We start from the raw sequence: 25,708 nt of genomic DNA on the forward strand, positions 1-25,708 counted from the left end.
CGATGTTCACACCTCTTACCTCTGTCCCTATCGCGCGCCGCCGCCTGTTGCAAGGCCTGGCCGCTTCCCTGTGCCTGGGCGCGACGCCCTGGCTGCACGCCGCGCCGTTTTCGGAAATCAGCTGGGACGCGCTGGTGCCGCGCAACTGGGACCCGATGAAGTCGTTCGAAGACCTGCAAAAGCTCAGCGCGCTGCCCGACTCCGACCCGCGCGTGCAGGAACTGTACGACCGCATGCGCAAGGTCTGGGACGAGGCGCCCACCGTGGCTTCGTTCGACGGCCGGCAGGTGAAGATTCCGGGCTTCATCGTGCCGCTCGACAGCGCCGACAAGGGGATGCGCGAGTTCCTGCTGGTGCCGTATTTCGGCGCCTGCATCCACACGCCGCCGCCGCCAGCCAACCAGATCATTCACGTGAAATCGGCCACCCCGGTCAAGGGCTTCCAGTCGATGAGCGCGGTCTGGGTCAGCGGCACCATGGGCCTGGTGCGCGGCAACTCGGAGCTGGGCGCGAGCGGCTACAGCATCGATGCCAAGCGCGTCGAGAAGTACCGCGAGAAGTAAGCGGCGCGGGTCGGTCTGCTCCTACCTCCAGGAAGGCGCTGCACCGACCTCGGCGCCCCGCCCACGCGGTCACGCTTGTTACTGTGCTGGCCAATGCCGGCCATGCCCGAACAGGAGACCGCCATGCGCATACCGAAAATCACCCCACCCGACGCCGATCAGCCGGGCGTAGACCGCAGCGAAGACGCGAACGCCGAGTTGCCCGAAGGCGAGGACATCAATGACCACCTGAGCGCAGAGAACGACGTCGCGGACTCGCTCGACGACGCATCGCTGCACCGCTTCGACGACATGCCGCAGGACGGCCCGCTGAACTTCGACGACGGCACCGACATGGGCCATCCGCGTGGCAACACCGCGCGCGCCGGCGGCACCTGGGAGGCCGAAGGCGGCGACAGCGGCGACATCAAGCCGCCGGCCGAACTCAATTCCGATACCAACGGCCCCAGCGACCGCGAAAACAAGCGCTGAGCGCGGGCATCACGACCCGTTCACTTCAGACCAGGCGTCTATCGGTCTGTTGCTCGGCGTAGTAACGCGCCTTGTCGGCATACATCGCCTGGTCGGCGCGGTGGCCCACGGCTTCCATCGACGCGCCTTCGTGGCCGCATGCGTGTCCCATGGCCAGATGAATGGTCTGGCCGGGATAGAACTGGTTGTTCATCTCCAGCAGCGACAGAATGCGGTCCTGCATGGCGATGGCGCCGCGCTCGTCGGTGGCGGGCAGCAGCACCATGAATTCATCGCCGCCTATGCGCGCGACGCACGACGGGTCATCGACGGCCTTGGCCAGCACTTCGCCCAGGCGGCGCAGCATGGCATCGCCCGCGGCATGGCCGTGTTCGTCATTGACGGCCTTGAGGCCGTTCATGTCGATGGCGACCATGGCCAGCGGCCACGGGCCCTTGCGCGACAGGCGGTTGAGTTCTTCCATGTAGAACGCGCGGTTGCGCAGTTGGGTCAGCACGTCGTGCTTGCCCAGATATTCGAGATAGGCTTCGGCTTTCTTGCGCGCGGTGATGTCGACCAGCGACAGCAGCACCAGCTCCCAGTCCTTCGCCTGGTTGACCATGATGGACAGCTCGAGATGGATGTGCAGCGTCTCGCCATTGAGCGCGTAGTTCACCACTTCGCGCTGCTGCACCAGCTTGCCGTCCCACAGGTCCTGCAGCTGCTCGGCAAAGGAGTCGTACATTTCGCCGCGGAATACCCGCGACAGGTTGTGCAGCAGCTCTGGCTTGCTCTTGGCACAAAACATCTTCAGCGTCTGCCGGTTGACGTCGATCACGCGGATCTCGCGCATGCAGCGCGTGACGAACTCGGGGTGCACCTTGAGGAAGGTCCTGAAGTCGGTGATGCCGCGGGCGCGCACTTCATCGAGCAGGTGTTTGACCGCGCTGAAGTCTTCGACCCACAGCGATACCGGGGAATGCTCGAACAGATCGCGCGCATATTGTTCGCTGCGCTGCAGCTGTTCCCGGCCCTGTACTTCGGCGGTCACGTCCTCGAGCGAAACCAGCACCCGGCTCCAGCTGTCTTCGTAGCCCGGCACCACGCGGGCGCGCACCTGCACGTCTAGCCGGCGCCCATCGAGCGCGTAGTTCACCGAACGGGTCTCGAAGCCTTGATCGCCGCGCCACAGCGCGAGCAGCTCGACCAGGATGCTGTCGAGCATGTCGCCGCGGAACACCTCGTGCAGACGGCTTTGCAGCGTCTCCTGGTCCGGCGCCTTGAACAGGTCCAGCGTGTATTGATTGACGCGCAGCACCTTGTACGACTGGCTGCACAGTCGCAGGCGCGCCGGATCCTCGCGCAAGAAGGCGAGCAGATCAGTCACGCCGTCGGCCCGCCATTGGTCGAACAATAGCTTGAGCCCACTGTAATCCTCCATCCACAGGGACACAGGGGCCAAGTCGAACATGTCTTCAAAGTCCAGACCGGTTGCGAGAGAAATGGTCACCACTAACACCTCCGCTGCCAATTATTGCCGACCTCATGGGGGCTGCGCCATTTCTGTGTGGCGCCAAGTTGCAAGGATGTTGCAATCAGGGGGCGCGGCTGGCGCTTCGGACGGCCGCAAGTGTCTGCGCCGAGGTCCCGGGCCGGGGCTTCTAGAATCGGGCCATGGTCAAGAAGATTCCCCCGCTCAATCCCCTGAAAGTCTTCGATGCGGTGGTGCGCACGCGCAACCTGACGCAGGCGGCCAAGGAGCTGCACATCAGCCAGTCGGCGGTGAGCAAGCAGCTCAACGTATTGCAGTCTTACCTGGGCGCTGAGCTGTTCCGGCGCGAGCGCCATGGCATCAGCCTGACCCAGGCCGGGCTGGTCTACGGTGAAGCCATAGGCCCGGCATTCGAGAGCATCGCCAAGGCCACGAGCGAGATCATGCGCAGCGGATCGGACAGCACGCTGCGCATCCAGACCTACACCACGTTCGCGGCCAAATGGCTGATTCCCCGGCTCAGCGACTTCCACGCGCGGCACAGCGAGATCGCGGTGGTCATCACCAACTCCGTGAAGGACGTCGATTTCGACCGCGATCCTGTCGACCTCGCGATCCAGATGGGGCGGGGCGCCTGGCAGGGCATGGATACGGATTTCCTGTTCGAGGATGTGATCGAGCCCATCTGCAGCCCCGCGTTCCTGCGCGCCAATGCGCCCGAGGCCGCCTATCCCCAGGCCTTGCTGCGCAAGCGTCTGCTGGTGTCGCACTATCGCCAGAAGGATTGGCAGACCTGGGCGCGCCTGTGCCGTTACGAAAGCGAAATCCAGGGCATCGAAAGCATGCAGTTCAGCAGTTCGGTGCTGACCTGGCAGGCCGCGGCCGACGGCCTGGGCATTGCGATTGGCCAGACCGCACTGCTGGTCGATGACCTGACGAGCGGCAAGCTGGTCGCGCCGTTTCACCTGCCGGTGCGCACCGGGGCGTCCTACTACCTTGTGAGTCCGCAGCTGCAGCGCCAGTCGCGCAAGGTCGAAGTGTTTCGCGATTGGCTCAAGGAACAGGTCGCGGCATCGACCGCTTCGGCGCAACAGTTCAGCGCAAGCCCCGCGGGCTGATATTGCGGCCGCACAAAGGCCGCAGTTGCCAGGGGTCTCTTTTGTTTTTTCATAATACGGAAACCATCACGGATAACTACTAGTGGTTATCAGTGATGAGTGCATTGCCGGTTGTTTTTTGGGATGGTGGAATATCACTGATATCAGTTAGCTATTTTCAGTGATGGTCGAGTTTCAGTTTTTTGATTATCAAGTGAAAACCATCACTGATTTCCATTAACTATTTTCAGTGATTCAGGTCTTCGAGATTTTGTTGAAGGCCGGGAAATATAGTGGATATCAGTTAGTAGTTTTCCGTGATTGGCGGGCTGGCAGTTTTTGATTAGGAACTGTCTTTGTCCTACGGTTACTAAGATAAAAATTTACTAATACGCGAAAAGGTTCCTGTGACTGTGACTATTACAACGCTTTTGCTGCCCCTGGGTATCGATCAGCTTTCGCTGAACTCATTCCGTGAGTCAGCAAGCGCGGGTGAGACGTTGCAGGTGGTGCACGATGGTTCCACATGGAAGGTGGAGGCTTGCGCCACGACCGTGGCGCAGCGTTTCGGTCCGCGGCCCGACTTCGAGGTGGATACCACCGCGGTCTTTGTCGACGCCCTGGGACGGGCCTTTTCCCCTGGCATTCAGGACGCCGTGGTGCGCGAACTGGCGCTGCTCCCCAAGCCCGGCCAGCCCCTGGAGTCGCAGCTTGTACTGCAGGCCATTGCGATGGCCGAAGCCAGCCGGCAAGCCTTGCAGGGCGTGGATTTCATGACCCAGCTCATGTTCAGCGCGAGCGCCAACGGCATGGAGTTCGTGGGCGCCTGCCGGGCCCTGGGCCTGGCGCCCGAGACGTTGAGCGCCCAGCAACGCGCGGCACTCGATGGGGGCATGCAGCAGCGCTTTGCCCAGGCGCAGCAGCAGGGGCAGTTTCCGGTTGCGCCCGAGCTGGCGCGGCAATGGCTGCTGGCCGAGCTGTCGGCTGCGCGCTGACACAGCGGCTGCAACTCGGGCGTTCAGCGCCGTGCAAACATCGGATTTTTTGTAAGCCGAGGTTACGCCTGCGCGCGCCGGATACTCAAAAATAGTTATTTTCTTGACTGCATTTCTCACAGAAAACCAGTACTCGACAATTATCTGAGCTTGGAATTCAGTGCCATGACCGTGATGTCCGGCTTAAAAAGTTTTATTAATCGCTGAATTTCTATCGGTGTATACAAGCTTTGCGTTTCATGTAAGAATTAGTTACGTGGGTAATCCACTTTTTTAATTCATACCTGGGCGGTGGCCAATATGATCGAAGAATCTACGGTGCAAATGTGGGAAGCCAGTCCTTCGGACTCCAATGCGCTGGCCGAGAATGAGCCTACGCCGCCAATGGACGAGCAATCCATGGCGCAGCGCGATGAATTGTTTCAAGGCCTGGTGCAGGCACACGGCACACGTCTTTATCGCTTCATCATCAAGAACATCGGCAACCCCAGCGATGCACAGGATCTGGCCCAGCAGGCCTTCCTGGAGGCCGTTCGTTCCTACAGCTCGTTCAAGGGACAGTCCGAGCTGTCGACCTGGCTGTATGGCATCGCCATGAATCTGGTGCGCAACCACCTGTCACGCGCGCCGCATCGCCGCCACGAGTTCGCGGACGAATCGGTGCTGGAAGAAATGGCTTGTGATGCGCTGGCACCGGACCAGGAGCTGGAACAGAGCGAGCGCATGCGCCACCTGCAACTTGCACTTGAAGATTTGCCCGAAAGCATGCGTTCCATCCTGCTGATGGTCGCGGTCGACGAGTTGTCCTATGAAGCCGCCGCAGCTCTGTTGACGGTGCCCGTGGGAACGGTGCGCAGCCGGCTCTCGCGCGCGCGCGCGTCATTGCGCGCCAAGCTGAAGGCGCGCGGCGTGGAATTGGATTTCTAGAAACAGCGGCCCTTGATCGGGCCGCAACCGCAGGCCGCGTTCGCGGGCTGCGTCTCGACTCCCGCCTTCCCAATGTCCTGCTCAACCGTCCGTGCTTTCGCGCACGATGCGCCAGTTGCCGTGCTCGTTGCGCATCGACAGGGCTTTTTGCGTGGTGGAGTTCAACGCGCCGGCTGAATAGTCCTGGCTGAACCTGGCCGTCGCCCGGTCGCCATTCACGGAGACCTGGATGTTCTGCAGCTTGACGGCGATGCTGCTCTTGCCCAGGATGCGCGCGCGGCGCGCGTTCTTCCATTGCGCCAGACTGGCACCATTGGCCGGCTCGAACCGGTCGCTGTAGGCCGCGAGATAGCGCGGCATGTCCTGGCTCTGCCAGGCCGCCGCCCAGCCCCTGACCGCGGACTCGACCTGGATGGCGGCATCGGCAGGCGCAGCGGCCGCGATCGGCTCCATGGTCAGCGGCGCGGCGGCTACTGCCGCCTGGACCGGTGGGTCAACCACTGCAGCGCCCCTGGCCATGGGCGTGGCATCCACGGGAGTCGAAGTCTGGCCGGCGGAAACTGGGGTCTGCATCTCGGCCAGCGGCAGCGCCCCTTGTTCTGCCGGCTCGGTCGCCACGCTGGGCGCGGCCTGGGCTGTCGGGCTTGCCTGCACGATCACGGTTCTGATGGGAGCTTGCGAGCCGGCCGGCGCATCGAGCACCACGGGAGCGAGCGCCTCGGGCGGCACGGGCGCCGGCACAGGCGTGGGAAGGGGCAGCGCGGCCGGCGCCGGTTCGCGCAGTGCGTTGATGTCCGATGTCACCCCCGTGGGCAGCGTCACCAGCCGCGGCTTGATCATGAACAGCCGTTCGCGCGATTGCTGGTTCTGCATCTTGTTGGAGAACAGCATGCCGAGCACCGGTATCGAACCCAGTCCGGGCACCTTGTTGACATCGCGGGTCGACGACGTGCTCTTGTAGCCGCCGATCAGCAGCGTCTGGCCTTCGCCGACGATGGCCTGGGTGCTGACCACGCTGCGGCGCACCGTGGGCAGCGTATCGATCTCGGTGTCCTGGATCTGGCCGTCCTCGATGTCGACGTCGAGTTGGATCACCGGACCGTCGGCGCGCTGCACATAGTGCGGCGTGACGCGCAAGGTGGTGCCGGCGGTGATCGGCGTGATGGTTGCCACGCGCTCGCCTATGCTGCGCACGTAGAAGGTTTCCGACAGATCGAGCAGCGCGCCGATGTTGTCTATGGTGAGAATCGACGGCCGCGACTGGATGTTGGCTTCGCCCGTGCCTTCGAGCGCACGGATGCGGTTGATCAGGAAGTTGCCCGAGCTCACCACCAGGCTCGCGGGGTCTACGCTGGCGCCGCGCGCAACGGCGCCCAGGACCAGGTCGTTGCCGTCGCCCTTGGTCGCCATCGAGCCGAAGCCCGCGACGCTGCCGCCACGGCGCGCGCTCCAGGCAATGCCCAGCTCGTCGAGGCGCGAGGAGTTGATGTCGATGATCATGGCCTCGATCTCGATCAGCGGCGAAGGGATATCGAGCTGCTCGATCAGGCTCTTGTAGAGCGGCATGCGCTCGGCCGTGTCCTGCACGATGATGGCGTTGAGCCGCGAGTCGGCCTGTATCGAGGGCGCAAGCCGACGCATACCCGCGCCCGTGGCCGCGGCGTTGCCCATCTTCTGGCCGGCGTTGAGCGCACCCTGGGCACCGGTCGCATTGGCCGTGCCGTAGGCCGAGGCGAACGGTCCGTTGGGCAGGCCGGAACTATAGGGGTCGAATGCCAGGCCCGCGGTGTTGGCCGCGCTGAACAGGCCGGGCAGGCCCTGGCCCAGGCCTTGCCCCTGGCTCGGCGCCACCGAGGAGATCAGCGCGTTGTTGACGCCCGAGCCGCCCGACTGTCCGCCGATCAGGTTGCGCAGCACCTGGGCCAGGCCCGGCGTGGTGATCTGGCGGTCGCGATAGAGAATGGTGCGGTCGTCCACCGACGCATGCTTGAGGCGGAACACCGCGACCTGCTGGCCGCCGGCCATCATCGGCAGCTGGCCCATGGTGCGTTCGATCAGCGCGACATAGGGCGCCGGGCCCGAGACCAGCGCAATGCCCTGTTCTGGCAATTCTCCCCAGCCGAAGCGCGTGTCGAGCACGCCCAGGCTGGTCAGCGCCTGGCGCACGGTGGCTATGTTGCCGCCGCCCGCGCTGATGCTGCGCGTCGTGACTTCCGTGGTGCGGCCCACGTGCAGCGTGCCCGCATGGGTGAACCAGGTCAGGCCGTAGACGCCGGCCAGCCGGTCTATGAATTCAGTCGGACTGGCGCTGTTGAATTTGCCCTGCACCTTGCCCGTGACCTGGGGCGACAGCTCCAGCGACAGGCTGAAGCTGCTGGCGAAATCGCCCAGGACCTGGGCCATGCTGGTGTTGTCGGCGTAGTAGCTGTAGGGCGCCTCGGTCCAGGGCGGCGGGCCCGCATGTGCGCTGCTCCACGTTGCGGCGAGCAGGCCGGCGCAGGCCAGTGCGCGCAGCGCCTTGCCTGCGGCTCGCGGTGAGATGGAATTGTTGGCAGGCATGTTGGGCGAGAGAAGGGGGGACAGGAGGCTTTGCATCGGCTGCATTCAAAGAGAGCGACTGGCCTGGGACCAGAAAGCCAGCGAGTTGACGAAGCTGCCCACGGCATCATCGATGTCTTCGACCGAGCGCGCCGGCGCGGGCAGCTGCAGCCAGATGGCGCGTTCGCGTGCGTCCACGCTGCAGGTGTTGGCCTGCTCTTTCATGGTGCCGCAGGCCAGCCGCGCGTAGGCCAGCAGCAGATCGTCGCGTGCCGGCCCCGGGTCGGGCAGCGCCTGCAAATGCGCGCTGACCATGATGCCGTCGCCGCGCATGGCGCGCAGGCGCAAGCGGTGGCGGCCATCGACCAGCAGCTGCAGCGAAGCGGCGTTCGGCTCCATGGGAAGGCTGTAGCGCGCGGCATAGCTGCCAAGCAGCGCGGCCGTGGCGGGTGAGGCGGAGTAGGACATGGGCGGGGCCTTCAAGGCGGGGGCTGCTGGTCGAGCTGCTGCAGCAGCCTGAGCACTTCGGCGACAGGCTCGACCAGCTCGGAGGGGATGTACTGGCCGGCCTCTCCCTGCGCGGTCAGCGCGCGGGCCAGCGGGATGTTCTGCATCACGGGAACGCCGGCTTCGCGCGCCGCGTCCATCATGGCCTGGGCCAGCGCGCCTTCGCCCTTGGCCAGGATCAGCGGCAGCGGCGTTTCGTCTTCGTCGTAGCGCAGCGCGACCGCGAGGTGGGTGGGATTGGTCACCACCACGGTGGCCTGACGCGCGCTTTGCACCGCGGAGTTCTGCTGCATCTCCTGGTGCAGCTGCTTGCGCTGGTGCTTGATGTGCGGGTCGCCCTCCATCTGCTTGTACTCCTGCTTGACCTCGTCCTTGGACATCATCAGACCCTTGCGGTAGTTGAAGCGCTGCCAGACGAAGTCGGCCAGCGCGATCACGCTGTAGGCCAGGCCGATGTAGATCAGCATGGTCTTGAGCAGCATGGCGACGATCTGGCCCAGGCCCGCGAGGCCGGCCTGCGGAATGCTGGTCAATATGGGCATGGCGTCGCGGATCAGCGTCGCCAGCAGGCTCGAAAGAATGCCGATCTTCAGCGCCGACTTGAGGAACTCGACCAGGTTCTTCTTCGAGAAAATGTTCTTGGCATTGCTCAGCACGTTGAGCTTCTTGCCCGAAGGCTTGAGCTTCTCGAACGCGAAGATGACGCCCACCTGCATCGCGTCGGCCAGGATGCCCACGCCCAGCACGATGCCGATGAACGGCAGCACCAGCCAGGCGGCCGTGGTCAGCAGTTCGATCACCAGCGTGTTGGCCGCGTCCTGGAAGTTCAGGCGCAGCAGCGTGCCGGGCAGCAGGATCATCTGTCCCAGGCGTTCGACCATGTGCGCGCTGTTGCCCAGCAGATAGCCGAAGATGGACAGGATCAGCAGGGTCTGGGTGAAATCCTTGCTGTACGCGACATCGCCTTTCTTGCGCGAATCGCGCAGGCGCTTGGACGTGGGCTGTTCGGTCTTTTCGCTCATCGCTGCTGCGGGCGCTCAGGCGCCCGGCCCCCATTGTTCGCGCAGCCATGGAAGTATCCGGCCTATGCCCAGCACATGCTCGGTGGCGTATTCGAACAGCGATGACGCGTAGAGCATCAGCACCAGCATGGCCAGCGCGCTCTTGATGGGCATGGCCATGAAGAACACCTGCAGTTGCGGCGCGAAGCGGCTGACCAGCGCCAGGCCGAATTCGGCGAGAAACATCGCCACCAGGGCCGGTGCGGCCAGCAGCATGGCCATGCGCACCAGCCGGCCCAGCTGGTCGAGCATCACCGGCACCGACTCGGGGCGCAGCTCGGGCGTCCACTGCAGCGCGCCCCACAGCGCAAAGCTGTCGTAGAGCGTGCCTAGCAGCAGCGAGAAACCGCCGCTGACCAGAAAGAAGACGATGAAGGCCTGGTTGAACAGAATGCCCAGCGGCGAGGAGTCGTTGCCGGTCAGCGGGTTGAGCGTGGCGGCAATGCTCGCACCGCGCTGGTTGTCGATCAGAAAGCCCACGGCCTCGAAGATCCAGAAAGGCATAGCCGCGAGGTAGCCGATGACGAAGCCGATGAAGGCCTCCTTGACCATCAGCATCACCAGCACCGCCGGGTCCAGCGTGGCCGCCGCGGAGGCCACCGTCGGGCCCAGCACGGGCACCATCAGCAGGCCCAGCGCGCCGGCCACGGAAAAGCGCAGCATTCCTGGAATGAGCTGGGCGTTGAACAGCGGCAAGGCAATGAACATGGCGAGGATGCGCGGTTGGGTGATGGCCAGCGTCTTGATGAAAGACACAGCCTCATCGTAGGTAACCGGCAGCTCCATGGGGTTCCCTGCGCGGGCGCTCAGTGGGCCAGGCCGGGCAGAGCGTCGAAGATCTGCACGGTGAAATTGAACATCTCGCCGCCGACCCAGCGCGCGGTCAGCAGAATGGTGACCGAGACGGCGATCAGCTTGATGCCGAACGACAGCGTCTGCTCCTGGATCTGCGTGAGCGCCTGGAACAGCGAGAACAGCGTGCCGACAACGGAGCCGACGATGATCGGCGGCAGCGACAGCCAGAGCACCAGGTACAGCGCCTGGGTGAAGTAGGCGGCAACATCAACGGATTGCATAAAGAGCGTCCTTTGCGGGGTCAGGCGTAGGTGAGCACCAGTCCCTGGATCAGGCGCGACCAGCCATCGACCATGACGAACAGGAACAGCTTGAGCGGCAGCGAGATCGTGACCGGCGAGACCATCATCATCCCCATGGCCAGCAGGATGTTGGAGACGATCAGGTCGATCACCACGAAGGGCAGGTAGATGAGAAAACCGATCTGGAACGCGGCGGTGAGCTCCGACACCACGAAGGCCGGCATCAGCACGATGAAGTCGCGCTCGGTCATGCCTTCGGACAGGCGTGGACCCCACATGCGCTGGGCCGTGCGCACGAAGAAGTCGCGTTGCTCGATGCGGCTGTTCTTGAGCATGAACTCGCGCAGCGGCTCGGCGCCGTCGCGCACGCCGCTGACCAGCGTGGGAACGCTCTTGAGGGTTTCGGGCTGGGCGGTGAGCCGGTCGAACATGTGCATGCCGACCGGGGCCATCACGTAGACCGACAGGATCAGCGCCATGCCGTACAGCGCCAGGTTGGGCGGCATCTGCTGCACGCCCAGCGCATTGCGCAGCAGCGACATGACGACGGCGATCTTGAGGAACGAAGTGCTGACGACGACCAGCGTGGGCAGCATCGCCATCAGCGCCAGCATGACCGCCAGCGTGATCGGATCGAAGTTGTTCATGCTGCGGCCGGGTGGTTGGCGGCGAACAGCTGGCGCACCGATACGCCCAGCAGGCCGTCGATTTCTACAAGTTCACCTTCGCCGATCAGCGCGCCATTCGCCCGGATGCGCACGGCGCTGGTCAGCGGATGATCCAGCTGTATGGCCTGGCCGGGCTGCAGCGCGCGCAATTCGGCCAGAGTGAAACTGATCGCGCCCAGATCGAACGACAGGCGAACCGGGATGGCGTCGAAGCTCGTGGCTTCGTTGAGGGGCGGGTCAAGAGCGGGCATGGCGTGGTTCCAGGGCTGGACAACGGTGAGAAAAGGAGCGGGCGCGGCGGCGGTGTCATCCGCGTGCGCGGCTTCGGCAGGCAGCTGCACATGCAGGCCGCCGGCGCCCGGGGCCTGAAGCCACAGCACGCGATCGGCATGCACGAAGCTGTGCGCCAGCGGCACCACATCGCCCGCGCCCAGTTGCTGCAGCTCCTCGACATCGAGCGTTGCGTAGCCGATGTCGAGGTACAGGTTCAAGGGCAGGGCGGCGTTTGCCAGCGGGCCGGAGCGCGGCGGCAGGGCCGATGCCAGGCCGGCCATCAGCAGCAGGCCCAGGCTGTCGCTGCGCAGCAGCCCGGCGATCGCCTGGCGGCCGTCGCGCGCATCGAGTTGCAGCGCAAACGCATGGGGCAGCGGTGCGGGCGGCTGGCCGCCGGCCACGGCAATCAGCTGGGGGGCGCCGCGACCCAGTCGCTCCAATTGGCCCAGCAGTTCGTCGAGCGCAGCGGCCAGCGCCTGGGCCTGCATCTCGGCGGGCAGGGGCGGCAGCGCGGCGCCGTCGAGCAGGGCCGACAGCAGCTGATCGCTCGCCGCCTGGGGCAGCTGCAGTTGCAGCTGCGCGCCGGCCCACTCGATGCAGGTCAGCGTGTCGCTGGCCTGCGATGGCCAGGGGGCCTCGATGATGGGGCGCAGGCTGGCCAGCCACTGCGTGCCGCCGGCGTGCAACGGCATCCCCATGGCCCGCTGAGCGATGGTCGTGTGGGCCTGCGCTTCGTTGCGTGACAGCTGTGGCGGTTGCCAGGAGGCCGGGGCGGGAAGGGATGTGGACATCGGGGGAAATGGAAAAGGAGAAAGTCAGTGGTTCGCATCGACCTGCAGCAGGCAGGGGTCTTCGGGATCGTCTGTCTGTACCTCCACGCGCACGTCGCGCTGCAAGCGTTGCACCAGTCCTTCGGCGAACCAGTTCGCGCCGGCGCTGAGCCGTTCGCGCGAGCCTTCGTCGCTGCAGGTGAAGCGGGCCACCAGGCGCCCCGCTTCCTCGAAGACATCGACGACCACGCCCGGCAGCTGCGCATCGGCCAGCTTGATCTGCACGCCGCGCCGGCCCTGGCTGCCGTCGCCCACCAGCAGGCGGCTGGCCATCTGCTCGAGGGCGGGCGTCAGCGCGGCGGCTGCCGACGGTGGCTGCTGGGCGAGGCCTGCGGAGGCGGGTTGAAACAGGTCGAACGGGCTGGCCGCGGTGTGGGTGGGTGCGGCGGCCGCGGCTTGGGGCGCGGGCGCCGCATGGCGCTGCTGGGCCAGCAGGTCGCGCAGGTTCTTGCCCTGGTCCGCGAGCTGCTGCTGGCTGCGAGCGTCGGTCTGGCCCGGCGTGTCGGAGGACGTGCCGAACGCATTGCCCGACGGCACGCCGACATCGAGATGGATGGGGCGTTCAGAGCGCATCAGGGGCTTTCTCCGTCGGTGGTGTTCCAGTCTTCGCGCTCGCGCACGACGCTTGCGGCCTCTTCCATTTCGAGGTCTTCGCGGCGCTCGGATTCGAGCGCTTCGATCGATGCGAAGGTACTGGCCAGGTCGATGAACTTGGATGTCTGGCGCGCCGCTTCCTTGTGCAGCACGCGCGCCTGATCGAAGCGCTGCTCGGCTTCTTCGAGCGCGCGCTGCGCGGCGTCCAGCGCGTCCTGTTGCTGCTGCTCGCGCTGGCGCAGCGCGGCGACGGCCTGGTACACATCTTCGATCTCGCGCAAGCGCACCTGGCGGGCGTACAGGTCTGCGTAGAGCTGCTGTTCGGCGAGCACGCCTTCGGCCAGCAGCCGCGCGAGCAGGGCTTCGGCGGCCAGGCGCTCCTGCTGGACCTGCTGCAAGGCGTGGCGCCGCTCGCGCATCGCGGCCTCGGCCTGGCCTTCGCGAAAGCGCTTGATCGCCAGCAGATCGCGCAGCATTTTCATCGCGCGCCTCCGACCAGTTTTTCGAGCGCGGCCAGCGTGTCCGCAAGGCTCGAGTTCTCGTGCGTGCGCTGCTTCAGGAAGCCGCGAATCGCCTCCATCTTGTCGATGGCTTCATCCGTGGTCGGATCGCCGCCGCGCTTGTACTCGCCGATCTTGACCAGCAGATCGACTTCCTCGTACTTCGCCATGAGTTCGCGCAGCCGCCCGGCCATGCGCTTGTGCTCGGGCGTGATCACCGCATTCATCACGCGCGAGGCCGAGGCCAGCACGTCGATCGCCGGATAGTGGTTGGCGGCGGCCAGCTTGCGCGACAGCACGATGTGGCCGTCGAGAATCGAGCGGGTTTCGTCGGCGATCGGCTCGGTCATGTCGTCGCCCTCGACCAGCACCGTGTAGAGCGCGGTGATCGAGCCCTTGTCGTTCATGCCCACGCGCTCCATGAGCTTGGGCAGCGTCGCGAACACCGAGGGCGGGTAGCCGCGGCGTGTCGGCGGCTCGCCCGCGGCCAGGCCGATCTCGCGCTGGGCGCGCGCGAAGCGCGTCACCGAGTCCATCAGGAACAGCACTTTCTTGCCCTGGTCGCGGAAGTATTCGGCGATGGCCGTGGCCACATAGGCGGCCTTGGCGCGCTCCATGGACGACTTGTCGCTGGTCGCGCAGACGATCACGCTCTTCTTGCGGCCCTCCTCGCCGAGTTCGACTTCGAGGAATTCGCGCACTTCGCGGCCGCGTTCGCCGATCAGCGCGACCACGGTCACGTCGACGTCGGCGCCCTTGACCAGCATGCCCATCAGCGTCGACTTGCCGCCGCCCGCGGCCGCGAAGATGCCCATGCGCTGGCCTTCGCCGCAGGTCAGCACGGAGTCCAGCGCGCGCACGCCGAGCTCCAGCGGCTGGCTGATGATGCGCCGCTTGAGCGGGTCGGGCGCTTCGGCGAACACCGGGTAGAACTTGCTGGCTTCGAGCGGGCCGCGCTCGGCCTCGTCGAGCGGCCGGCCCAGGCCGTCGAGCACCCGGCCCAGCAGGCCGAAGCCCACGGGAACCAGGTGGGCGCGGCCTGTGGGAATCACTTCGGTCGCCGCCGATATGCCGTACATGTCGCCTATGGGCGTGAGCAGCGCCGCATCGCGCGCAAAGCCGACCACCTCGGCCTTCATCTCGAAGTCTTCGCCGGGATTGCGCAGCACGCAGACTTCGCCGACTTTCACCGTCGGCACCACGGCGCGGATGATGGTGCCTATGACCTGGGTCACGCGGCCCTTGATCTGCAGCATGGGCGCGTCGTCGAGCGCGAGCTGCATCATTTCGGCGATGTAGTCGAACTGGCGCAGCGCGCGCACACCGGGTTTGATGCTGGTGCTCATACGCGGCTGCCCAGCACTTTCTGGAAGGCCTTTTCGAGCGCCGCGATCTGGCCTTCGATGCTGGCTTCGACCAGGCCGATTTCGCTTTCCAGGATACAGGCGTGCAGCCCCAGCCGACCGTCGGCGAGGATGTCCAGGTAGCCCACGCCGGGATAGGCCGACAGCAGGTCGTTGATGCGCGCGCGCACCACCTCGACCTGTTGTGGATGCAGACGCAGCGTCATCTGTTTCTGGTTGCGCACCACCGACAGCGCGTTCCTGACGACGATCAGCACGCGGTCGGCGTCGCTGTAGTCGTCGATGATCTTGCGCACCGCGCCCATCACCAGCGCCACCATGTCGGCTTCGACCTGGGCGAAATACTCGACCGTGCGGCCCACGGTCTCTATCATTTTCTCGGCCTGGGTCATCTGCGCTTCGGCCAGGCCATCGGCATAGCCGCGCCGGCATTCCTCGTCGTAGGCGGCCTGGGCGCCGGCGGCAATCGCCAGGGCCTGGTCCTGGGCCGCGCCGATCAGCGCTTCGGCCTGTCCCCAGGCGGCGATCTCCGCGGCGCGCAGTACCCGCGTGCCGGGAGCGATGCGTGCCTGCAGCTTGCGCTGCGGCGTCAGTGGATCGTGGGGAATGAGGAAAGCCATTCGGGCTCCAGGAAGTGCAAGGTCTGCAGGCACAGGCGGCAGGCCTGCGGGGACGTCATGCCGCTGGCTTCGCGGGATGCGGGCGATTCGGCATCGAGTGGCAGTTTCCAGTCGGCGCGGCGGCGCAGCGGCGCGGGTGCGTCGTGCCAGCTCTGCGCCAGCAGGCCCGCGCCCAGCAGGTCGGCGCCCGCGGCCAGCCCCAGACGCAGCCAGGGGCGCGCGTCCGCCAGGCCCGGGTGCAGCGCCGCGCCTTCCAGGCAGACCCAGTCCCATGCGGCGCTGCCTAGCGCCTCGCGGGCCGCGCTGACTTCGCTGCGCTTGATGCGCAGGCGCAGATTTTTTCCCAGCAGCAGCAGCCCCGCATGCCGGGCCGTGGCCTGCAGCAGCGCGGGCGCGGCCAGGGCCAGCGGCGTTGCGGCATGCGCCAGGTCGCGCACCGGCTGTGCGTCGGCCTGCAGGCGTTCGAGCAGCAAGGCAGACCATTGGCGGTGCCATTGCCGCGCGGCGGCTGGCGCGGCAAGCCAGTCGCCCGCCGTCGCCTGCTGCGGCAGCCAGAGCGCGGCGCGGCTCGGGTGCAGCTCCAGGCTGGGCAGCAGGTTGAAACGCTGCAGCGGCGCTGATTGGAGAGCGGGGCGGGGGGTGTTCACACAACCTCGGCAGTCAGGTTGGACGAGGCCGGCGTGAGCAGCTTGCGGTAGCGCCACAGGCCAAAGGCCAGTGCGGCGAGCGCGACGACGGCAATGGCGACCAGCGACCAGAGCAGCAGCGACAGTCCGGAGGCTGTCTGCGCGGGCACTTCGAAACCCCAGACCGTCTGGTGTGCGGCTTCGGGCGCGGCGGCGCCGGCGCCGGCGCGCGCCTGGGAGGCGACAAACACCACCGACACGCGGTCTGCGGTCAGGCTCGGGATGCTGTTCGTGACCAGGCGGCGGATCTGCGGCTGGATGATCTCGAGGTTGTAGCCGTCCTGGTGCTTGATGAAGACCGCGGCCGTCGACGGCACGCCGGTCTCGCCGGCCGTGCCGCGCTCGGGCAGCACCACATGCACGCGCGCCGCCAGCACGCCGTCGATCTTGGACAGCGTGTTCGACAGCTCCTGCGACAGCGCGTAGATGTAGCGCGCGCGCTCTTCCAGCGGCGAGGAAATCAAGCCCTCTTTCTTGAACACCTGGCCCATGCCGGCAAAGCGCTCGCGCGGCAGACCGTTGTCGCGCAGCACCTCGAGTGCGCGGCCGACATCCGCCGAGGCCACGCGCACGCCGACCATGCCTTCCTTGCCCGGCACCTTCTCGGTGGGGATGGAGGACTTGATCAGTGCGGCCAGCACCTCGTTGGCTTCCTCTTCGGGAATCGCACCCATGAGATCCACGCGCCCGCCGCAGGCGGCAAGCGTCAGGCAGGTTCCCAGCACGAGCATTTGCAGCCCGCTGCGCAGCCATTGCGGTGCAGAAAGTCGGAAGTTCATTGCACGCGCACCAGTTGGTCGAAGTTCTGGGTGGAGCGGCTGATGGCCTTGCCCATCAGGTCGTATTGCACCGAGGCCTGGGTCATGTGCAGCTGCAGGCTCAGCATCTGCTGCATGTTCATGGCCGTGCTGTCGGGGCTCAGCGTTTCGGCGGCGCGCGTCCAGCTGGTGCGGAAGTCGTTGGAGACGCTCTGCATGCCGCTCAGCACCCGGTCGCCGAAGCTCTGCGGGCCGATGGCAGCGGCCTGGGCCGTGGTGGTGGCCGCCGCAGCGCTGACGGCGTCGGGCGCCGCAGGCTGCATCAAGGCGGCGAACCGCTGCACCGCGGTCGCATCGGGTGCGGCCGCCACCGGCGTGGCGGACAGCGCGGGTTCCAGGCGTGCGGAGGAAAGGCTGGTAATGATTTCCATGAAGTTCCCCAAGGGTCAATTGACAAGAGCAGGCTCGGGCGGCGATGCGGCGCTGAGCGCTTCGCCCAGCAGTCCCGCCGCAAGCAGCGCGCCGGGCGAGGCATCGGCCTGGCGTGCGCGGCCCACGATCTGGCGCAGCACATAAGTGCTTTCGCCACGGCGTTCGGCAAATTGCAGGGCCAGGCCCTTGAAGGCCTCGAGCATGTCCAGCTCGGGGCCGCGGGGCAGATGGACCGTGTCCAGCCGCTGCACGGCGTCACCGGCGCGTCCGGCATTGAGCAGCGCGGTCGCCAGGCCCACATAGGCAAAAGAGCGGTCGGGTCGCAACAGCGCCAGCGCTTCGAAGATGCGCAGCGCTGCCGCTACATCCCCTCGGCCGGCGGCGAGAAAGCCGACCTGGGTGAGCAACTGGAGATCGTCCTTGCTAGGCAGTGGCATGCTGGGCCTGCTCGGTCAGTGTCTGCAGCAGCAGCTCGGCGCGCGCCAGCATGGTCGCGTCCGCAGGCAAGGCCAGGCGGCGCACCTGCTGCAGGATCTGGCGTGCGGCTTCGGTGGCACCGGTGGCCACCAAGGCTTCGACCAGCAGCAGCGCAATCGTGCAGGACTCGGGCTTCACATACAGCGCCAGCGACAGCAGATCCACGGCCATGTGGGGATCGTCTTCCTGGGTCGCGCAACTGGCACGCGCGCAGAGGTAGTCGGGATGCGTTGGCGCATACAGCAACAAGAACGAGAAATAGGCTCTGGCCTGCGGCACCTGCCCCGATTGCAGCAAGGCGCAGGCCATCGCATAGACCGTGTCCAGGCTGGACTCGCTCAGGCGCTGGCTGCCCGGCAGCTTCTCCAGGTCGCTGACGTAGTTGGCGACCATGGCGTCGATGCGATGGGCGGTGTCGTTGGCAGAAGTGGATGTCATGGCGGGTCCGCTCAGATGTTGCGGGCGATGCCGCGGTTGGTTTCAATGCGCGACTGGTCGATGGAAGACAGCTTGTCCTTGACGTCACGGATCACATCCATCATTTGCTGCATCATTTCATTCGCACCCGCTGAAGCCGACTCATGCAGCTTGGCGCGCGCTTCGTGCCGCTTGGCGCTGACGTCGGCGGAGTCGGCACCGAATTTCAGGCCCGCAGTGATGATCTCGCCCATGCCGCCGAGCATCTTGCCGGCGATGTCCCCGTTGCCGCTGGCCTTTTGCGCACTGGCGTTGAATCCATCCACCTGCGCCTGCTTGGTGCCCGCCTGCTTTTCCATGGAGCGGGCATTGGTGCGCAGGTAGCTGGCCTTGTCGTCCGCCGCCCGGGCCTGGGCCTGCAGGTTGTCCACGCTGGTCTTGTCGGTGGCCACACCGGCCTGGGTGCGCAGGTCCTGGGCCTCGGTGTTGAATGTCTGGGCGCTGTCGTTCATTTTCTGGGCGCTGTCCTTGAGCTCCGTGGCCTCGCCCTGCGGCTTGGCACCCTGCGCCGATTTCGATGCGGCGCTCATGCTGCTGTAGGCCTGTACTCCGGCCGACAACATCTGCACGCTGCCCTGGACGATGCCTGCGGCCAGGCGAAAGTTGGCCGCTTTCTGCATGTCGCTGGCCGCGCTCATCAGTTCCCCCACCTGGGCGTTGAGTTCGCTGGCGCGAATCTCGCGGTTGGTATTGCGCATTTCCTGCGCCGACTTCTGAATCAGGCCCATGACGGCGTAGAGGTCGACGGCCTGGTTGGATTCCAGCACGCTGAGCTCGGTACGCAACTGCGCCTGCGCGGCGGGGGAGGTGGGCACGGTCGCCGGCAACTGCGGCCCGCCCATCTGCAAGGCGTTGATCGACGCCATCGTGTTCGCTGCCGTGCGATGGTCGTTCGCGGCAGATTCCATGCTGACCTCACCGTTCACCGGTTTTTTGCCGCTGGGCGCAAGCATGTCGGCATCGCCGGGCCCGGGCTGGTAGCCGGGAGTGCGAATGGAGGAATCGATGTTTGGCATGCGAGGTCTTTCTGGGCATCAGGCCATTGAGCGGCCAAGGTTGGCGGCAATCTGCGAGCGGCTTTCTCCGGCGGCGGCGATCATCTGGGAGACCTGGCCCACGCCTTCCTGGATCTCCTGCACCAGTTTCTTGAGCTGGTCCTGGTCTTCTTGCATCTGCGCCTGCAGCTTGACCATCAGCACGGCGAACAGTTTCCTGTCGACCTGCGCCGAGGCCGCCGCATGCTCGTCGATGGCCACGCCGACGCTTATGCCGGCCTTTGCCATCGAGCTCAGCGCCGACGTCGCGCCGGCCACGTGTTGTGCCACCTTTGCCATCTGCGAGATGTTCTTGGTGATTTCGGTCACGGCCTTGGCGCTGTTGGAGCCACCCGAGGCCACGGTGGTGACCACCGACAAGGCGATCGTCGCCAGCATCGCGAAGATCGTTCCGACGATGGCCGCTGCCTGCTTGTCGCTGATGCTCAGATCGGCGATGGAACTGACCATGTTGCCCAGCAACTGCGAATCGACCAGCATCGCGCCGGTGAGCATGCCGATGGCGCCGGCCATCACGCGGCTGGCGGATTCAAGCTTTTCTTCCGGAACGCCCACGGCCTGGAGAAAAGTGGAGCAGACCTTGGTCATGATGCTGCTGAGTTCCAGCGGCGGCCCGCCCGCGGCCTGGCTGATGGACGAGGCCAGACTCATGGACGAGCCCACCAGGCCGATGATCGCCAGGGCCAGCAATGGCGCGGCGGCGCCGCCCGTAAGGGGCGTGGCCGCGGCCAGCGCCACCGTGGCAATGGCTGTGGCCATAAATGCGGCAATCTTGCCAACCCAGCTGAAGATTCCGCCGAGCTTGCCTTTGGCGGCCGCGCTTTCACTTTTCTTGATCCAGGTTTCTATCTTCTCCATGGATTTCTTGTGGTTCTCTTCCATCTTCAGCCGCGACACGCCCAGCCCTTCCTTGGCGGTGCGCAACTGCGCATCCTGGGTCTTGCCCTGCAGCACCAGCAGCGCGGCCGTCAGGTCTTCCGCGGAGAAATCGATGGCCACGTTGCCTATGCTGGGAGAGCCGTTGGCATTGGAGATCAGCGCGGCGCCCGTCGAGCCCGCAGCGCCGTTCTTGCCGCTCGTGCCCAGGTCGCCAAGCAGGGCGGCCGTGTCGAGCGCGCGCACGTTCGCGGCGGCAGTCGGCGTATCGGTGCCCGATGGCGCGGGTGCCTGGAACGTCGCAGGCGGCGTGAAGGACGCAGGGAGCGTGCCGACCTCATTCATGATGTCACCTCCGAAACCGGCGTGTCGGTGCCGCCGCTGTCGGTCTCGGGCAGCCGTGCCAGCAGCGTTTCGCTGCGTTGGCGCAGGTCCTGCCATTGCGGTGTGTCGCACTGGGCCAGCACCAGCGTCAGTGCTTCGCGGGCTTCCTGGTGCATCTCCAGCGCGATGAAGCATTCCGCGGTGTGGAAAGTGGGCAGCGGGTCTTCGAGGTCCATGACCGACGCTGTCGAGTGGTACTGGATGGCTTCGCGGTAGCGCTTGAGCATCTGCAGGGTGCAGGCAAACGCACTCATGTAGCGCGGCTCCATGGTGTTGTGCGCCACGAGAAAGCCAAAGCACTTGACCGCATCAAGATAGCGTTCCTGGCTGTAGTGGTTGTAGCCCAGCGAGTACAACGCCTCGTACTCGGTGTCGCTGTAGCCCATGATGTCGCCCAGGCCGGTGCCGTGGCTCAGCAGTTCCAGCGCCTGCTCGGCAAGAGAGGGGGTTGAAGGGGTTGTCATGGGACAGGTCCTTTCTGCTCAGCGCATGTTGCCGATGATCGAAGACCGGCTGTCCTGCATCTTCTTCATGAAATTGGTCATCACGTCGAAGGCTTCGTTGCGCTTGTTCGACAGGCTTTGCAGGCGCAGCATTTCCAGCTGCTGGCTGTTGCTCATCGAGTCGATGCCGGTCTTGATGTTCTCGATCTCGGCCTTGGCGGCGGAGATCTGTCCCGGCTTGGCTTCGATGCCAGCAATCTTTGCGTCGATCTGTTCCACCCAGCTTTTCATGGTGGCGCCGGACGCGTCCATGGTGCCGTTGCCGTCGAAGTCGCCGGGGTCGGTGACGTTGGTCAGGCCCTGGCTCTTCACACGTTCCAGCAGATCCTTTGACGCGTCGGCGCTGTCGTCGGCCCAGCCGTTGCCCAGGCCTGTCGAGCTGCTTCCGCCGGCATTGACTGAGATCACCGACTGCAACTGCTGCTTCATCAACTTGAGGTCGGCCAGGCCGGACTGGTCGGTGACGTTGCTGGCCTCGAGCGCGGCCAGTTCGTTGCGCTTGGCCATGAGCTGCTCGTTGGCCTCGCCGATGGCACCGTTCTTTGCCGCCACCGAGTCGAGCTGGCCGCGCAGCTGGTTCTCCAGCAGCGATGCGCGCTGGTTCTGTATTGCCAGCAGCGCGGTTTCGATGTCCATGCCTTGTACGGACATGCCCGCTATGCTGTTCGATCCCTGAATCTGAATGGACATTGATAGCTCCCCGCGTCTCAGCGCATGTTGCCGATGATGGAGGACCGGCTGTCCTGCATCTTCTTGATGAAATTGGTCATCACGTCGAAGGCTTCGTTGCGCTTGTTCGACAGGCTTTGCAGGCGCAGCATGTCCATCTGCTGGCTGTTGCTCTGCGAATCGATCAGCGACTTGAAGTTCTCGACGGCCGCGCCCAGCGTGCTCTTGTCCACCACGGTGCGGATGTCGACGCCGGCGGCGCCGGCCGCCTTCTTGAAGGCTTCGAGCTGCGTGCCTTCGGGCAGCTGGTCCGTGCCCTGGGCGTCGGACGTGAACTGCGCCGACAGCGTGCGTGCTCCGCCGAGCACATCGTTGAGCTTGCCGATCTGGGCATTGCGGTCCTGCACGTCCTGGAGCTGACTCTGCAGCTGGCCTTCAAGCAGACCGGCGCGCTGGTTCTGGATGGCCAGCAGCGCGGTTTCGATGTCCATGCCGGACACCTGCGACGGGCTGACGCCTTGCAAGCCATTGAGGTTGAGCGAAGAAATGGACATGGAGAGGGCCTTGAAAGAAACGATGGTGGAGTTCAGCGCTGGTTGCCGACGATCGACGAGCGGCTGTCCTGCATCTTCTTGACGAAGTTGGTCATGACGTCGAATGCCTCGTTGCGCTTGTTCGACAGGCTTTGCAGGCGCAGCATGTCCATCTGCTGGCTGTTGCTGTGGGTGTCGATCATCGACTTGAGGTTTTCGATGGCTTTCTCCAGCTCGCCTTTGTTCTTGACGTCGAGCGCGATGTTGGCGGCGGCGGCGGATTTCTGCAGCTTTTCGGACTTCAGGCCGGTGGCGGTCTTGTTGTCCGGTACGGATGCCATCGCTACAAGTTCCCTTAGTCGGTCGGGATTTTTCGTCTTGCGGTGCGGCATGAGCGCTTGCTTGTAGATCTCCTTGTCTTCCGGGCTGAATCCGTCCGCGATGGCTTGGTGTTCGCTTTTCCAGGCATCCGTCTTCTCGTATGCCTTTTTTTCATCTTTGATCTTGTCGGCGAATTCTTTCGACAGGTCGTCCTTGTCGGAGAACTGCGCCGAAAGCTCACGCGCCGCGCCCAGGGCTTCATTGAGCTTGCCGATCTGTGCGTTGCGTTGCTGCACGTCCTCCAGCTGTCCCTTGAGTTGTTCCTCGAGCAGGCTGGCACGCTGGGTCTGCACCGCCATCAGCGCGGTCTCGATGTCCAGGCTTTGCAGCACGGGTGCGCTCACGACAGAAGTGGCATTGATGGCGGTCATGGGCAAGCTTTCTGCGTTCAGATCATTGAACGCGGCCGGCGTGCGCCGCCGCTGCTTTTCACCGGGGCGGCGAACGAAGCCCGGGCCCGCTCCTCGCCGACCTCCTGGTCGACGGCCGCCATGTCGGCTTCAAATGCCGCCTGTGCCTCGTCACGGGTCTGCGGCGTCAACTGATCCTGCAAGGTGCTGCGGACCTTCTGTGGGTCCAGACCTTGACTGCGTAGCCGGTCATCACTTGTATCCAGATCGCGTTGCACCTGATCGATCAAGGTCTGGGCCTTGGCGAGCAGGCTTTCGGTGGAATCTTGGGGGGCCATGCAGGATGCTCCTGAAAATCAACAGAAAAATGCAAGATCGCGGTCTGCGTTTTGCCTACTGCCGGTGAGTAACAGCTTGCTTCAAGGGGTTCCCGGCATTTCGCCGCCATCCCGTGAGGAACCTTGGATAGCCAGGCGTTACAGACGAGGACATGCACACGCGTGCCGGCCCTCCACTTGCCTATTTCCATGTCCAGAATCGACACGTTCAACACGCCTTCGTTTGACAGCAGCGCATTGCAAGGCCGCTCCGGTGGCGCGAGCCAGTCGGCGGTGGGCCAGTTCGCGGGCCAGCAGGTCCAGGTGGACGAAGTCGATTCCATGCTGTCCGATGCCGCCGAGGAACTGGGCATGCACCATTCCGAGAAGGCGGAGAGCAAGCATTCTTCCGAGCGCAAGAAGGAAGCGGTCAGGTCGCTGGAAATCATGACCGCCGAGGCCGTGTCGGACTACCTGGACGCGGCCCAGGCCTTTGAGGATCCGGAGCAGCTGGTGCATCTGGCCAAGCGCATGTTGTCGGGTCAGGGCGATCCCGCGCGGCACGCGCGCGAGGCATTCCAGGAGCCGACGCAGCAGTTCATGGCCATGCAGTACGCGCTGCATCAGGGCGAGCGCGAAGGTGTCGCCAGCGATGTGCTCGAGGCGTTGCGCGAGTCGCTGCAAGACCTGGAAATGGCCCATGGGCCGGCAATCCGCGCTGATATCAACAGCATCGCCACGGCCGCACAGCCGGGCGCCAGCCGCGTCGACATTGCCCAGTTCCAGGCGACTTACCGTGACGTGGTGCTGGGCGAATCCTCGCTCGCGGCGACGCTCAAGATGGCGCTGGAACGCTTTGGCGACAAGGATTTTTCCGTCGGCTTGCAGCGTCTGACGCAGGCCCTGGGCCAGGACCTGGCGGCGGCGCGGCCGTCGTGCGAGCCCGCGCGTCTGCACAGCCTGGTGCAGGACCTGTATCACCTCGGAGTGACGACCACGGTGCTGGAAGGTTGCAAGGATTTGCGCGCGCAGCTGGCCGAAAAGCACGGCATCACCAACATGGAGCCTGTCGTGCTGATGCGCGGCCTGGTCGATGTGAGTGCCGAGAAATGGGTGTCGGCGCAGCGCTTCACCAGCCTCAGCGAGAACAGCGGTGCGCGTACGCCCGAGGCACAGATCCATTTCCTGACGGCCGTCAAAGCGCTGCTGCGCGAGATGCCCGTGCAGGTGTTTATCGACAGTGAGCAGCGGCAGTCTGTGTTCGGTGCCGCGCAGGACGCGCTGGATGCAGCGATCGATCGGGAAGAGGAGGGCTATTGATATGGGACAAATGGAGCAGGTATTGGCCGAGTTCGGCCAGGACATCGGCTTGACGGCCCTGGAGCCCAGCGCGCAAGGGCATGTGCAGTTGCGGCTGGCCTCCGGCGCGCTGCTGGGTGCATCAACGCAGGGCGAGGAGGTGGTGCTGCACTACGCCGAACCCGTGGACCGCGGCGCCGCGGAGCTGGCTTTCTTGGGGATGCGCCTGGCCGGGCGAACCGAGACGGCCGATGACCCGGTGCAGGTCGGCGTGCGCACCACGGCCCAGGGCGAATGGCTGGTGGTGGGCACGCGCCTGCCGCTGGACCGGTTCAGCGCGCGCGAGGTCCATCGCCTGGGAACCTACCTGCAGTCGTGGCTGGCGCAGGTGCGGGAAAACCGCTGATCCAGGGGCGGCGAGACTTCCGTTGGGTAGGGAACCGGCGCGGGTCTGTGGTTACCCATACAGAGCCTGAAGCGTCCCTGACGCCTCCTTGCCCACGCCGGAAATCGCGCCACCCAAAGGACATGCCCATGTCAGACATTCGCCTCAACAACCTGATCTTCGATCGGGGCATAGACACCATCACCTATGCGCGCCAGGAAGCGGCGTCGACCATGCCCGAACGCGGCGATGCACCGCCGCCCGACATCGGTACGCGGGCCCAGCTCGATCTGTTGCTGCAGACGTCCTCGATGGACAGCCGGCTGGATCAGGCGCTGCGCCCCGAACTCAAGCACCGCGACTTGCTGCTGCCGGGGCGCTTCAACGAGGCCCTGGGCAATGCGCTCACGCAGCTGCGCGACGCGGCGCAGGGGGGCGAGGCGACGGATCAGTCGCGGGTCCTGAACCGGGCCGTGCGCCTGCTCAGCGAAGAGTCCAACCTGCGTGATCTGGTGCAGATGTACCGCAGCGCGCTTTACCAAGGTTGATG

Annotated in this window: 32 protein-coding genes; 8 read left to right on the forward strand and 24 right to left on the reverse strand. The window is 65.2% G+C overall.

What is annotated here, in order from left to right; genetic code table 11:
• Positions 1–2 precede the first annotated feature (2 nt).
• Entirely contained in the window at positions 3–563 is a 561-nt protein-coding gene (locus KHY18_RS06060; protein ID WP_213295644.1) for a DUF3299 domain-containing protein, read from the forward strand.
• Positions 564–686: 123 nt separating this feature from the next.
• Entirely contained in the window at positions 687–1,034 is a 348-nt protein-coding gene (locus KHY18_RS06065; protein WP_213295652.1) for a serine/threonine protein kinase, read from the forward strand.
• A 25-nt stretch (positions 1,035–1,059) separates the two neighbouring features.
• Here the strand turns inward: KHY18_RS06065 and KHY18_RS06070 are convergent, their stop codons facing one another.
• Positions 1,060–2,484, reverse strand: a complete 1,425-nt coding sequence (locus KHY18_RS06070; protein WP_249728954.1) for a sensor domain-containing diguanylate cyclase — start codon at positions 2,482–2,484, stop codon at positions 1,060–1,062.
• 203 nt (positions 2,485–2,687) lie between these two features.
• Between KHY18_RS06070 and KHY18_RS06075 the strand changes: the two genes are divergently transcribed.
• From KHY18_RS06075 to KHY18_RS06085, 3 genes are all read left to right on the forward strand, one after another.
• A complete protein-coding gene (locus KHY18_RS06075) occupies positions 2,688–3,623 on the forward strand; it encodes a LysR substrate-binding domain-containing protein (protein WP_213295656.1) in 936 nt (311 codons plus the stop codon).
• A gap of 392 nt (positions 3,624–4,015) precedes the next feature.
• The gene (locus KHY18_RS06080) at positions 4,016–4,597 is read left to right on the forward strand and encodes a BspR family type III secretion system anti-sigma factor (RefSeq protein WP_502768391.1); all 582 of its coding nucleotides are present in this window, start codon (positions 4,016–4,018) and stop codon (positions 4,595–4,597) included.
• 300 nt (positions 4,598–4,897) lie between these two features.
• A complete protein-coding gene (locus tag KHY18_RS06085; protein ID WP_249728950.1) occupies positions 4,898–5,524 on the forward strand; it encodes an RNA polymerase sigma factor in 627 nt (208 codons plus the stop codon).
• Positions 5,525–5,605: 81 nt separating this feature from the next.
• Here the strand turns inward: KHY18_RS06085 and sctC are convergent, their stop codons facing one another.
• From sctC to btc22, 23 genes are read right to left on the reverse strand one after another with little or no spacing between them, the layout of a single operon-like run.
• Complete coding sequence (sctC, locus tag KHY18_RS06090) at positions 5,606–8,083, reverse strand: type III secretion system outer membrane ring subunit SctC (protein WP_213295661.1); 2,478 nt, start codon at positions 8,081–8,083, stop codon at positions 5,606–5,608.
• Between the two features lie 45 nt (positions 8,084–8,128).
• Positions 8,129–8,530 carry a type III secretion system chaperone family protein gene (locus tag KHY18_RS06095; protein WP_213295663.1) on the reverse strand — a complete coding sequence of 134 codons (402 nt, stop codon included), beginning with the start codon at positions 8,528–8,530 and terminating at the stop codon, positions 8,129–8,131.
• 11 nt (positions 8,531–8,541) lie between these two features.
• Positions 8,542–9,591 carry a type III secretion system export apparatus subunit SctU gene (gene sctU, locus KHY18_RS06100; protein ID WP_213295666.1) on the reverse strand — a complete coding sequence of 350 codons (1,050 nt, stop codon included), beginning with the start codon at positions 9,589–9,591 and terminating at the stop codon, positions 8,542–8,544.
• Between the two features lie 15 nt (positions 9,592–9,606).
• Positions 9,607–10,416, reverse strand: coding sequence for a type III secretion system export apparatus subunit SctT (sctT, locus tag KHY18_RS06105; protein WP_213295668.1), 810 nt, complete (start codon positions 10,414–10,416; stop codon positions 9,607–9,609).
• Between the two features lie 20 nt (positions 10,417–10,436).
• Entirely contained in the window at positions 10,437–10,706 is a 270-nt protein-coding gene (gene sctS / locus KHY18_RS06110) for a type III secretion system export apparatus subunit SctS (protein WP_213295675.1), read from the reverse strand.
• Between the two features lie 20 nt (positions 10,707–10,726).
• Positions 10,727–11,374: a type III secretion system export apparatus subunit SctR gene (gene sctR, locus KHY18_RS06115; RefSeq protein ID WP_213295678.1), complete on the reverse strand. Its 648-nt coding sequence runs from the start codon at positions 11,372–11,374 to the stop codon at positions 10,727–10,729.
• Positions 11,371–12,459, reverse strand: coding sequence for a type III secretion system cytoplasmic ring protein SctQ (gene sctQ, locus KHY18_RS06120; RefSeq protein ID WP_213295690.1), 1,089 nt, complete (start codon positions 12,457–12,459; stop codon positions 11,371–11,373). Before sctQ ends, sctR begins: the two co-directional genes overlap by 4 nt.
• Positions 12,460–12,483: 24 nt before the next feature.
• A complete protein-coding gene (locus KHY18_RS06125) occupies positions 12,484–13,071 on the reverse strand; it encodes a hypothetical protein (RefSeq protein ID WP_213295692.1) in 588 nt (195 codons plus the stop codon).
• The gene (gene sctO / locus KHY18_RS06130) at positions 13,071–13,574 is read right to left on the reverse strand and encodes a type III secretion system stalk subunit SctO (protein ID WP_213295695.1); all 504 of its coding nucleotides are present in this window, start codon (positions 13,572–13,574) and stop codon (positions 13,071–13,073) included. Before sctO ends, KHY18_RS06125 begins: the two co-directional genes overlap by 1 nt.
• Positions 13,571–14,905 (reverse strand): type III secretion system ATPase SctN, encoded by a 1,335-nt coding sequence (sctN, locus tag KHY18_RS06135; protein WP_213295938.1) that lies wholly within the window; start codon positions 14,903–14,905, stop codon positions 13,571–13,573. Before sctN ends, sctO begins: the two co-directional genes overlap by 4 nt.
• 29 nt (positions 14,906–14,934) lie before the next feature.
• The gene (locus tag KHY18_RS06140) at positions 14,935–15,576 is read right to left on the reverse strand and encodes an HrpE/YscL family type III secretion apparatus protein (RefSeq protein ID WP_213295697.1); all 642 of its coding nucleotides are present in this window, start codon (positions 15,574–15,576) and stop codon (positions 14,935–14,937) included.
• The gene (locus KHY18_RS06145; RefSeq protein ID WP_213295699.1) at positions 15,546–16,223 is read right to left on the reverse strand and encodes a hypothetical protein; all 678 of its coding nucleotides are present in this window, start codon (positions 16,221–16,223) and stop codon (positions 15,546–15,548) included. Before KHY18_RS06145 ends, KHY18_RS06140 begins: the two co-directional genes overlap by 31 nt.
• Positions 16,220–17,041, reverse strand: coding sequence for a type III secretion system inner membrane ring lipoprotein SctJ (gene sctJ, locus KHY18_RS06150; RefSeq protein WP_213295702.1), 822 nt, complete (start codon positions 17,039–17,041; stop codon positions 16,220–16,222). Before sctJ ends, KHY18_RS06145 begins: the two co-directional genes overlap by 4 nt.
• A complete protein-coding gene (locus KHY18_RS06155) occupies positions 17,038–17,451 on the reverse strand; it encodes an EscF/YscF/HrpA family type III secretion system needle major subunit (RefSeq protein ID WP_213295705.1) in 414 nt (137 codons plus the stop codon). Before KHY18_RS06155 ends, sctJ begins: the two co-directional genes overlap by 4 nt.
• Positions 17,452–17,466: 15 nt before the next feature.
• Positions 17,467–17,889: a tetratricopeptide repeat protein gene (locus tag KHY18_RS06160; RefSeq protein WP_213295718.1), complete on the reverse strand. Its 423-nt coding sequence runs from the start codon at positions 17,887–17,889 to the stop codon at positions 17,467–17,469.
• Positions 17,876–18,367, reverse strand: coding sequence for a hypothetical protein (locus KHY18_RS06165; protein WP_213295720.1), 492 nt, complete (start codon positions 18,365–18,367; stop codon positions 17,876–17,878). Before KHY18_RS06165 ends, KHY18_RS06160 begins: the two co-directional genes overlap by 14 nt.
• An 11-nt stretch (positions 18,368–18,378) precedes the next feature.
• Positions 18,379–19,422 (reverse strand): type III secretion system translocon subunit SctB, encoded by a 1,044-nt coding sequence (gene sctB, locus KHY18_RS06170; RefSeq protein ID WP_213295723.1) that lies wholly within the window; start codon positions 19,420–19,422, stop codon positions 18,379–18,381.
• Between the two features lie 18 nt (positions 19,423–19,440).
• On the reverse strand, positions 19,441–20,682 hold the full coding sequence (sctE, locus tag KHY18_RS06175) for a type III secretion system translocon subunit SseC family protein (RefSeq protein WP_213295731.1): 1,242 nt from the start codon (positions 20,680–20,682) through the stop codon (positions 19,441–19,443).
• Positions 20,679–21,185 (reverse strand): SycD/LcrH family type III secretion system chaperone, encoded by a 507-nt coding sequence (locus KHY18_RS06180; protein WP_213295735.1) that lies wholly within the window; start codon positions 21,183–21,185, stop codon positions 20,679–20,681. The genes sctE and KHY18_RS06180 overlap by 4 nt, the downstream gene beginning before the upstream one ends.
• A gap of 18 nt (positions 21,186–21,203) precedes the next feature.
• Complete coding sequence (locus tag KHY18_RS06185) at positions 21,204–21,914, reverse strand: hypothetical protein (RefSeq protein ID WP_213295738.1); 711 nt, start codon at positions 21,912–21,914, stop codon at positions 21,204–21,206.
• Positions 21,915–21,931: 17 nt separating this feature from the next.
• Positions 21,932–22,447 (reverse strand): hypothetical protein, encoded by a 516-nt coding sequence (locus tag KHY18_RS06190; protein ID WP_213295740.1) that lies wholly within the window; start codon positions 22,445–22,447, stop codon positions 21,932–21,934.
• Between the two features lie 32 nt (positions 22,448–22,479).
• Complete coding sequence (locus tag KHY18_RS27250) at positions 22,480–23,178, reverse strand: hypothetical protein (RefSeq protein WP_213295743.1); 699 nt, start codon at positions 23,176–23,178, stop codon at positions 22,480–22,482.
• Positions 23,179–23,195: 17 nt separating this feature from the next.
• Positions 23,196–23,495: a Btc22 family type III secretion system chaperone gene (btc22, locus tag KHY18_RS06200; RefSeq protein WP_213295746.1), complete on the reverse strand. Its 300-nt coding sequence runs from the start codon at positions 23,493–23,495 to the stop codon at positions 23,196–23,198.
• A gap of 189 nt (positions 23,496–23,684) precedes the next feature.
• On the opposite strand from btc22, the gene sctW reads away from it, so the two are divergent.
• The 3 genes from sctW (at position 23,685) to sctX (ending at position 25,706) form a co-directional block, all read left to right on the forward strand.
• Positions 23,685–24,794 (forward strand): type III secretion system gatekeeper subunit SctW, encoded by a 1,110-nt coding sequence (sctW, locus tag KHY18_RS06205; protein WP_213295748.1) that lies wholly within the window; start codon positions 23,685–23,687, stop codon positions 24,792–24,794.
• Positions 24,795–24,804: 10 nt separating this feature from the next.
• Positions 24,805–25,179 (forward strand): type III secretion system chaperone family protein, encoded by a 375-nt coding sequence (locus tag KHY18_RS06210; RefSeq protein WP_213295752.1) that lies wholly within the window; start codon positions 24,805–24,807, stop codon positions 25,177–25,179.
• Between the two features lie 128 nt (positions 25,180–25,307).
• Positions 25,308–25,706, forward strand: coding sequence for a type III secretion apparatus assembly protein SctX (gene sctX / locus KHY18_RS06215; protein ID WP_213295754.1), 399 nt, complete (start codon positions 25,308–25,310; stop codon positions 25,704–25,706).
• Positions 25,707–25,708: the final 2 nt, after the last annotated feature.

It is taken from the genome of Acidovorax sp. CCYZU-2555 (assembly GCF_018413525.1).
GTDB lineage: Bacteria > Pseudomonadota > Gammaproteobacteria > Burkholderiales > Burkholderiaceae_C > Comamonas.